This is a genomic window from Terriglobus sp. YAF25, from assembly GCF_052113305.1.
GTDB lineage: Bacteria > Acidobacteriota > Terriglobia > Terriglobales > Acidobacteriaceae > Terriglobus.
Map to the genome: position 1 here is coordinate 1 of NZ_JBFRCY010001076.1, position 1,262 is coordinate 1,262.

A 1,262-nucleotide genomic window follows, 5' to 3' on the forward strand; every position below is an offset into this window, starting at 1 on the left:
GACCCTTTTCGCATCCGCATCCATGCCGTCCACCTCTACCTATCCATCCACCGAGCCGACGATCCTATTTTCACCCACACCCCGAACACGGTGGTTCACCAACACTGGGGAACCACCGCGCCTCAGGCTGTGGGCGAGCTTCCCGGTCTACCCCAACGCTCCCTGCCGTTCCTGGAACCGCTGCTCGAAACCCTTCACGAACGTGGTTGGTGCGATCGAGGACGAGGAGTGTTCCAGCACACCGTCATCGGCGATGTAGAAAATGGCGCGGCCGATCGCGATCTCGCCGCGCGGCACCGGCACATACACCATCCAGCCACAGCTGAACCGGTCGCCGACCAGTTGATCCAGCGGATAACCGGTCGTGTCCAGACCACGACCCTCGATGTAGCTACGCACCCGGAAGATGGCTTCTTCCTCCGGCATCTGCTGCGGCAGCGCAGCCACCACCCCGGCCAGGGTCAACTGGTACATCGCCCCGTCGATGTCGAACCGGCCGTCGTGGCCGAACAGGTTCTCCACCGTCTCCCGGGTCACCACCCCCACCTCCGCGGCCGACACCAACGCCGCAGCAGCAGCGCGCTGCTGCGCGCTCGGCGGCGCGGCGGCCAGACCCGCGACAATKCCCACCACGGTGTTCGCCGTCCACACACCAGGAACCGCGGTAGCGCACTGCTCCGCCGACGGAGACTCCCCCCGATACCAACGGCCACCCTCCCACCAATACACAAACGACATCAAACCCGTCGCCGCACGCGGGTTCAGCACCGGATTGGCCACCCACTCCGGGGCGCCGGCATAGAAGTTCGGCATCGACGCGCCGTCGTTGTAGGCGGCATCCAAATTCGGCGACTCCCACACCCCCGGCTCGAACAGCTGCCCCTCCGGGAACGGCTCGTCACCGAAGTCGTAATCGACCTCGAACTCCCCCTCAGCGCTCAACCGCACCAACAACCGCCACCACGGCTCCCCATCCAACTCCGCAACCAACCCCCGATGCTCACCCACCAACTCCACCACCGCCGCCGGCGGCTCAGCCCGCATCGAACGCTCACCATCGGTATAAACCACCTCGGCAAAACCAGAGGTAACAGTCAACGCGAACACCGCATCCAACTGCCGCCAACCCTCCGGACCGACCCCAGCCAACCCATCGGCAATCCGCCGCGCCAACACCCGATCCCGACCCTCGACAGCCCCACCCACCCCCACACCGGACCCACCCGACTCACCACCACCATCCCCCGCAACACCCTCAGGAC

The 1,262-nt window shown here is 65.7% G+C and carries 1 protein-coding gene; it reads right to left on the reverse strand.

The genetic code is table 11. The features are described from left to right. Positions 1-147: 147 nt before the first annotated feature. Positions 148-1,262: hypothetical protein (locus AB4043_RS26630; RefSeq protein ID WP_442308680.1), on the reverse strand; the 1,115-nt coding region annotated here is incomplete at its 5' end.